The organism is Cellulosimicrobium arenosum, from assembly GCF_014837295.1.
Taxonomy (GTDB): domain Bacteria; phylum Actinomycetota; class Actinomycetes; order Actinomycetales; family Cellulomonadaceae; genus Cellulosimicrobium; species Cellulosimicrobium arenosum.
The window spans coordinates 44,069-51,848 of sequence record NZ_JACYHB010000019.1 but is presented as its reverse complement, the minus strand read 5'-3'; the positions used below and the strand labels follow the sequence as shown (position 1 = coordinate 51,848).

The following is a 7,780-nucleotide window of genomic DNA, read 5'->3' as shown; positions in this document are numbered from 1 at the left end:
TCACCAGATGCCGCCTCACGACCGTCACCGATCCGGGAATCGAGGTGAACCCCGACCCCATGCTCGAGCTCAGCGCCTGACCCCAACAAAGATCACGCAGCGCTACACCACTCCAAGGGGCTTGACCCCGCCCACAGAGCTCGGTCCAGCCCGTACGCTGCCTTCAACGAGAGCGGTATCCCGCGGGAGAGCGGCAGAAGACCTGGGATGATTCCGTCCCCGTGCATGTGGGGGTGAGCGTGCGAGGAAGGGCATCATGAGCGGTGACATCACGATGGAGTTCGAGGCAGTGAGCGGTGCGCTCGTGCGGTCCACCAGGGTCGCCGTGCTCGGAGGTGGAAGCTGGGGGACTGCTTTTGCCGCGGTCCTGGCGGATGCAGGTTGCTCGGTGCGAATCTGGACCCGGGACCGCGCCACCGCACAAGAGCTCTCGGCCGGCCGCAACGCGCGGTATCTTGCAGGCATCGACCTGCCTTCCTCGATCGAGGCGTCGACGGACGAGACGTGGGTCGCCGAGGGTGCGGAGATCGTGGTGGTCGCACTCCCTTCCCAGATGGTCCGGAACGCACTGGCGGAGATGCACCTGGATCTCGATCCACGAACACTCGTGGTCTCGCTCATGAAGGGGATCGAGCTCACGAGCGATCAACGCATGAGCGTCGTGCTCGGCGAGGCGCTCGGCGTTGCCGCCGATCGCATAGTCGTCGTCTCCGGCCCGAATCTTGCGCGTGAGATCGCCGAGCGGCAACCAACCGCCACGGTGGTCGCCTCGACTGACCTTCGTGCTGCGCGCACGGTCGCGCGCGCGTGCACGACCGACTACTTCCGTCCCTACACCAACTCCGACGTCATCGGAGTCGAGCTCTGCGGATCGGTCAAGAACGTGGTCGCTCTGGCAGTCGGAATGGCGCAGGGCCGAGGCCACGGCTATAACACGACGGCGACGATCATCACCCGTGGCCTTGTCGAGATCACTCGACTCGGTCTCGCGCTGGGCGCCGACACCGCCACCTTCTCTGGCCTCGCGGGTATGGGGGACCTGGTGGCGACCTGTACGTCCCCATCGTCCCGCAATCACGGACTGGGCCGTCTGATCGGCGAGGGCCTGAGCCTTGAGGACGCCGTCGTGAAGACTGGCACGACTGCTGAAGGCGTGAAGTCGTCCCGGTCGGTCCTCGACCTGGCGCTGTCCGTAGGGGTGGACATGCCGATCACGTCGGGAGTGGTGGACGTGCTCTACAAGGGGCTCTCGGTCGATGAGATGGCCCGGTCGCTCGTTGCGCGGCCACTGATCGCCGAACGCACGGTGACACGCTGACCGGTGCGACCCGCGCGCGTGGAGGGGGGCCACCACTGCCACCGCGTCGGGCAGCTCTTCGATGGTGGCGGACTGAGACCCTCGGAGCCGTCGATGGTAGGGAACCGGCGCGGCGGGTGAAGTTTGCGGCGTTCGGCGATGGTGCACATCGCGAGATCAGCAGAAGCCCGCCCATTCGCCACCAGCGCCGGGGCCAGGGCCCCGACCGGGGTGATTACAGGGCGCTTCGCATGCCCTATCTTTCAGATCCCCGACCATCGTGGTCGATAAAATCTAGACCGGAGCCGAGATGTCCGTCCCCCGATCTCCCCGCGCGTCCGCGACCGGCCATCGCGCACTGGTGCTGACCATCCTCGCCGCGCTCGTGCTGGCCCCTACGGCGGCGCTGCCGGCTGCGGGTGTCGCGCGCGTTCCCGCGGGTATCCGGGCGGACATCGCAGTCCCGGAGGCGAGGGTCGTCCAGGCGCCGAACGAGCCGTTGACGATCGCGGGGCAGCCCTGTGTCGGCGAGTCACTGAGCGTCGTGCCGGGCTCGTGGCAGCCGCACGACGTGGCTCTGTCCTACGAGTGGTTCGCCGACTCCTCGGTGCTCGACGGCAGGTCGGGTCAGACGCTCGAGATCGGGCCCGACCTCGTCGGTACCTCTCTCTCCGCGCGGGTCACTGGCACCGTCCCGGACCCGGGCGCGCAGCCCACCACGGTCACGACGGTCGCCACCTCGGTGGTGGAGCGTTGCGCCGTCCAGGGGGCGGCGCCGGCGATCGTCGGTCTTGCGGTCGTCGGTGAGCGGCTCCGTGCATCGGTCACCTGGCTGCCCGTGGGGTCGTTGTCGTACCAGTGGAGTCGCGACGGCGCTCCGATCGTGGGGGCCGATGCGTCCGAGTACGTAGTGACGTCAGCAGACTTGGGTGCGGCGATCGTCGTGACCGTCACCTCGCGCGAGAGCAGCCACCTTCCTCGTACCGAGTCCTCCGCGCCGACAGCGGCCGTGACCGGCGTCCTGTCCGGCGCCGTGCCGACGATCGTGGGCTCAGCACGGATTGGATCGACCCTCACCGCCGGACCAGGAGCTTGGTCGAACGGGGCGACGCTGAGCTATCGGTGGACCCGTGACGGAGCTGCCGTCGCAGGTGCGACCCGACCCACCTACGTGCCCGCGCCGGCCGACCTGGGTCACGAGATCGGCGTCATCGTCACCGGGAGTGCGGCCTTCCACCCCGACGCCGAGAGGACGAGCCCAACCGTGACGGTGGGTGCGGGCGCGCTGTCGGCGGCGACCCCGAAGATCTCCGGTACGGCCCAGGTGGGCAAGAAGCTGACCGCATCGGTGGGTACCTGGACGCCCAAGCCGAGCGTGAGCTACCAGTGGCGGGCGAACGGCACCGCGATCAAGGGCGCGACGCATTCGACGTACACGGTGCCGTCGAGCCTGCACGGCAAGAAGATCACCCTCACCGTCACGGGGAAGGCCGTCGGCTACACGACGCGTTCGGTCACCAGTGCCGCGACCCAGGCCGTGGCAGCGGGCACGTTCTCGGCACCTACGCCGAAGATCACCGGGACCGCGAGGGTGGGTTCGACGCTCCGGGTCACGGCCGGATCGTGGGCGCCGAAGGGTGCAGTCTCGTACCGGTGGAAGGCCGGCGGAAAGAGCATCAGTGGCGCGACGAAGTCGACATACGTGCTCAAGAAGAACGACCACGCCAAGCGCATCACTGTCACCGTGACGGGCCGGGCCACGGGCTACGCGACGAGGAGCGTCACCAGCAGCTCGACCGTGGCTGTCGCGACGAAGTTCGCCCGGACCGCGGCTCCCAAGATCAGCGGGACGGTGCAGGTAGGCAAGACGCTGAAGGCATCGCCCGGCTCGTGGTCGCCGACCCCCCTGTTCTCGTACCAGTGGAAGGTGGACGGCAGGTCCGTCAGCGGCGCCACGAGGTCCACCTTCAAGGTCAGGTCGGGTGACAAGGGCAAGCGAATCACGGTCACGGTCACGGGCAAGCGGTCCACGTACGTGACCGCGTATCGCGCGAGCGCGAAGACCGCGGCCGTGAAGGCGGCGCCGCGTCCGAGCCGTACGTCGCCGGCGAGCACGTGGAACTGCCCGTCGTGGGCTCGTGTCAAGGGCAACGCCAGCAGCATGATCTACCACGTCCCCGGTGGGCGCTGGTACGACCGGACGAAGCCCGAGGAGTGCTTCACCACCACCGGGGCTGCTCGAGCCGCTGGCTACCGTCCCTCGAAGAACGGCTGACGCCCGGGCCCCGCCCGACCCTTCTGTTCAGCGGGTCGCCGTCGATGCCGCACATCCTGTCCGCGCCCGCGGGCGGGCACCGGGGTTCAGCCGTGCGTGAGCTTGCGCGCGATCTCCCCGACGGCTGCGTCCCGTGAGAGCGTGAGCACCTTCGCCGGGTCCACGTGCAGCGCCTCGAGGACCAGCCCGGCCTGGACCGACTCGCTCGGCACACCCGAGGTGAGGTAGTGCAGCACCTGGAAGGCGATGAGCTTGCGCCCCGACGTCACCTCGGTGTGCAGCACACGGGCGATGTCGGCCGTCAGCTGCCCGGCGTCCGCTGTCGGGTCCAGGCCGAGGGCGGCGATCGTCGCCCGGGCCTCGGTGCGCAGCACGGCGTCCTTGGTCTGACCCGCCGACGACACGAGCTTCGCTGCCCCGGCGTCGGCCGTGTCCTGCCACTTCTTGCGCTTGTTGCGCTTGTGCACCCACCGCCCGATCAGCAGGCCGAGCCCGAAGATCGCGGCCGCGATCCCGATCACCGCGGCACCGATGCCCAGGGTGCCGGCGGTGATGCCGGCGGTGAGCGCGGCGGCGATCGAGAGCGCGCCGGCGATCATGGCGACGCTCCCCAGCGACATCGCGCCCAGGCCGCCCCACATCTTGCGCCGCTTCTGGGCGGCACCGTGATCGGCGATCCCCGCCATGAGGTGGCTGCGCACGTCGTCGTCCAGACCGCCGAGGCGCGCGCTGAGGTCCCGCAGCTCCTTCCAGGACGTCCGGCCCCGGTACGTTGCCTTCGCTCCCATCCCGACGCCGATCAGTCCGAACAGGATGCCGAGCCCGCCCCCGCCGGTGCCTGCGACGGTCGCGCCGACCGCCACCGCCCCCGTCGGGGCCAGGGCGAGCGGCGGCGCCAGCGCGAGACCGGTCGACGTGACGGGCAGCGCCAGCGCGTTGTTGCCCGCGTCGAGCACCGTCGTGGCCGTCGCGAGCGTCGACTTCCCGTGCGTCGGCGCCGCACGGGTGAGAGCCGGTGGCTGCGCGGGTGCGGCCTGCCGATGGGACGCGGCGAGGTCGTGCGCACGGTCGGCGGTGCGCAGGAACACGGAGGCTGCGGGCGCGTCGCCCGCCCGGATCGCTTCCCGCCCGAGACCCGTCGCTCGCGCCGAGACCTCGGTGCAGAAGGCGAAGAGCGCGGCATCGACCTCTGCCCACGTCGTGATCGCCCCGACGGGTGGCCTGCCGCTGTGCAGCGAGGCGCCGGCGACCATGATGGGGTGGATCAGCGTCTTGTCGTCCGCGGCCTGCCGCTCCGCCGCCGCGGCCCGCTGATCAACGTCCGCGATGGTCCGCACCGACGCCGAGAGCAGCGCGCGGATCGCCACGACCGTCCCCCGGGTGGCCGGGTACTGCTTCCCGGCGGGCAGGGACGCGACGTCTCGCTGGACGGCGATCCTGCTCGTCACGGCAGCGTTCCCTGCCTGCCGCTGGAGCGCCGGCATCGAGGCGAGGTGCAACGGCGCGGAGGGAGCCGCCGACGCGACCCGTGCGGCGTCGACCGTCCGGATGGCGCCCGGGGTGGTCGCCGGGGGAGTGCGGACCATCTCTGCGCGCGCGGCCCGTCGAGCCGGCGGGGTCCGGGCAGGCCTGGGTGCGGCTTCCTCCGACACGTCGGACCTCCCGTCGCGGGTGAAGAGCGGCGCACGGCAGACGCCTTCGTCCGACCGTAGGTCCGGCGCGGCACCACGGGAACACCTGACGGAGAGCTCTGCCCGAAAGGGCGCGACCCGGACCCGCGGTCGGTGGCCCGCGTGATACCGAGTGTCACAGCATGGTAAAGATGTTGCTGCGCTTTGCCCCTTTTGCGCGGATCGTTGCGAAAGCAGGGTCATACCGTCGGAGGAAGTAGGTGACGACCGACTCCGGGCCTCAGCGCCACGAGCAGTCGAGCGTCCGTGCCCCGGGTGCCCCAGCGAGCGCACCCCCGGCGCATGTCCCAGTCCCCGAGCACGGGAGAATTGTGCCAGCCATCGAGGCAAACGGCTTGACCAAGATCTTCGGTCGTCGCCCCCAACGCGGTGTCCGGATGCTCAAGGAGGGTGCGGACCGCGAGAAGCTGCGCCGTGAAGGTCTGACCGCCGCGGTCATCGACGCCACCTTCGAGGTGGCCCCGGGCGAGATCTTCGTGGTGATGGGGCTCTCCGGTTCCGGCAAGTCCACCCTGATCCGCACGGTGAACGGGCTCCTGGAGCCGACGGCCGGCAGCATCAGCATCGACGGGCAGGACGTCACGCACCTGTCCACGGCGCAGCTGCGTGAGGTCCGTCGCACCAAGGTGAGCATGGTGTTCCAGCACTTCGCCCTGCTGCCGCACCGCACCGTGGGCGAGAACGCGGCGTACGCGCTCGCGCTGCGCGGCGTGTCGAAGGCCGACCGCGAGCAGCGCGCAGACGAGGCGCTGGGAATGGTCGGCCTGAAGGGGTGGGGCGGCTCCATGCCGTCGGAGCTCTCGGGCGGCATGCGGCAGCGCGTCGGGCTCGCCCGTGCGCTCGCCGCGGGCACCGACGTCCTGCTGATGGACGAGGCGTTCAGCGCGCTGGACCCGCTGATCCGCAAGGAGATGCAGGACCAGCTCCTGGAGCTGCAGGCGGAGCTCGGCAAGACGATCTTGTTCATCACCCACGACCTCAACGAGGCCATGCGACTGGGCGACCGCATCGCGATGATGCGCGACGGCCGGATCGTCCAGGTGGGCACCGCGGAGCAGATCCTCAACGAGCCCGCCAACGACTACGTCGCCCAGTTCGTCGCGGACGTCGACCGGAGCCGGGTGCTGACGGCTAGCGCTGTCATGGAGCGCCCGGTCGCGGTCGTCGGTGCGGAGACCGGCCCGAAGGCAGCGCACAAGCTCATGCGCGAGAACCAGGTCCCCGCGCTGCTGGTGACAGGTCGAAACCGCACGGTCGAGGGCGTGGTCTGGGAGGAGGCCGTCGCCGACGCCGTGAAGCGCGGTGTCGACCGGCTGCCGGTGAGCACGGAGATCGTCCGCGTCACGCCGGACACGCCGCTCGTCGAGCTGTTCGCCGACGCGGCGTCCAGCCGGGCCCCCCTCGTGGTGGTCGACGAGCAGGGGCGCCTCCAGGGCGTCATCCCCCGGGTGACGCTGCTGAGCGCGCTCTCCGTCCCGGACGCCGTCGAGGAGGTCCCGGACCCGAACGCGGTCGAGGACGCCCCGGTGGCCGCCGACGGCCAGTCCGCTCTCGACCAGGCAGGAGCCGTCTGATGTCCACCAGCACCGATTCCGTCCTCCCCGACCTGCACATCGGCGACGGCGTCAAGAGCGCCATCGACTGGATCTACGACAACCTCTCGCCCGTGCTCGACGCCATCAGCACCAGCCTGCTGTTCCTCGTCGAGACGGTCACCGACACGCTCCTGGCGTTGCCGGCGCTGGTCATGGTCGTGCTGTTCACCCTTCTCGCCCTGCTCGTCCGCTCGTGGGGCTTCGGGCTCTTCACGCTCCTCGGCACGCTCCTCGTCGTCAGCATGGACATGTGGGAACCGGCGATGGAGACCCTGGGGCTGGTCATCGTGGCCGCGCTCATCGCGCTCCTCATCGCCGTCCCGGTGGGCATCCTGGCCGCGCGCAACGACACGTTCAGCGCGGCGGTCCGTCCGGTGCTCGACTTCATGCAGACCATGCCGGGGTTCGTCTACCTGGTGCCCGTGGTCATCTTCTTCGGCATCGGCGTCGTCCCCGGCGTCTGCGCCACGATCATCTTCGCGCTCCCCCCGGGCGTGCGGCTCACCGAGCTCGGCATCCGGCAGGTCGACTCGGAGACGGTCGAGGCGGGCGAGGCGTTCGGCGGCACCAGCGGCCAGATCCTGTGGGGCATCCAGCTCCCGCTCGGACTGCCGACCATCATGGCCGGGGTCAACCAGGTCATCATGCTCGCGCTGTCCATGTCGGTCATCGCCGGGCTCGTCGGGGCCGGCGGCCTCGGCCAGGAGGTCGTGACCTCGATCTCCCGCCTCGACGTCCCGCTCGGGTTCGAGGCCGGGCTCGCGGTCGTCATCCTCGCCATCTTCCTGGACCGGCTCACCGGTGCCATCGGCCAGCCCACGGGACGTTCGCTCGTCGCGATGGTGCGCAGCCGTCGCGCCGCGGCCGAGACCGTGCTGGTCGACGTCGGCTGACGTCGCCCCGTCCAGACCTTCTGCAAGAC

General features: G+C 70.2%; 5 protein-coding genes. 4 read left to right on the top strand and 1 reads right to left on the bottom strand.

Going from position 1 to position 7,780, the window contains the following annotated elements:
- Positions 1 to 256 precede the first annotated feature (256 nt).
- Entirely contained in the window at positions 257 to 1,318 is a 1,062-nt protein-coding gene (locus IF651_RS16985) for an NAD(P)H-dependent glycerol-3-phosphate dehydrogenase (protein ID WP_191830310.1), read from the top strand.
- Positions 1,319 to 1,607: 289 nt separating this feature from the next.
- Positions 1,608 to 3,572 carry a sunset domain-containing protein gene (locus IF651_RS16980; RefSeq protein WP_191830309.1) on the top strand — a complete coding sequence of 655 codons (1,965 nt, stop codon included), beginning with the start codon at positions 1,608 to 1,610 and terminating at the stop codon, positions 3,570 to 3,572.
- Between the two features lie 86 nt (positions 3,573 to 3,658).
- On the opposite strand, the gene IF651_RS16975 is transcribed toward IF651_RS16980, so the two are convergent.
- Complete coding sequence (locus IF651_RS16975; RefSeq protein WP_191830308.1) at positions 3,659 to 5,020, bottom strand: hypothetical protein; 1,362 nt, start codon at positions 5,018 to 5,020, stop codon at positions 3,659 to 3,661.
- Between the two features lie 554 nt (positions 5,021 to 5,574).
- Between IF651_RS16975 and IF651_RS16970 the strand changes: the two genes are divergently transcribed.
- Both IF651_RS16970 and IF651_RS16965 read left to right on the top strand, forming a co-directional pair.
- On the top strand, positions 5,575 to 6,837 hold the full coding sequence (locus tag IF651_RS16970; protein ID WP_191830307.1) for a betaine/proline/choline family ABC transporter ATP-binding protein: 1,263 nt from the start codon (positions 5,575 to 5,577) through the stop codon (positions 6,835 to 6,837).
- A complete protein-coding gene (locus IF651_RS16965) occupies positions 6,837 to 7,751 on the top strand; it encodes an ABC transporter permease (RefSeq protein ID WP_191830306.1) in 915 nt (304 codons plus the stop codon). Before IF651_RS16970 ends, IF651_RS16965 begins: the two co-directional genes overlap by 1 nt.
- Positions 7,752 to 7,780 lie beyond the last annotated feature (29 nt).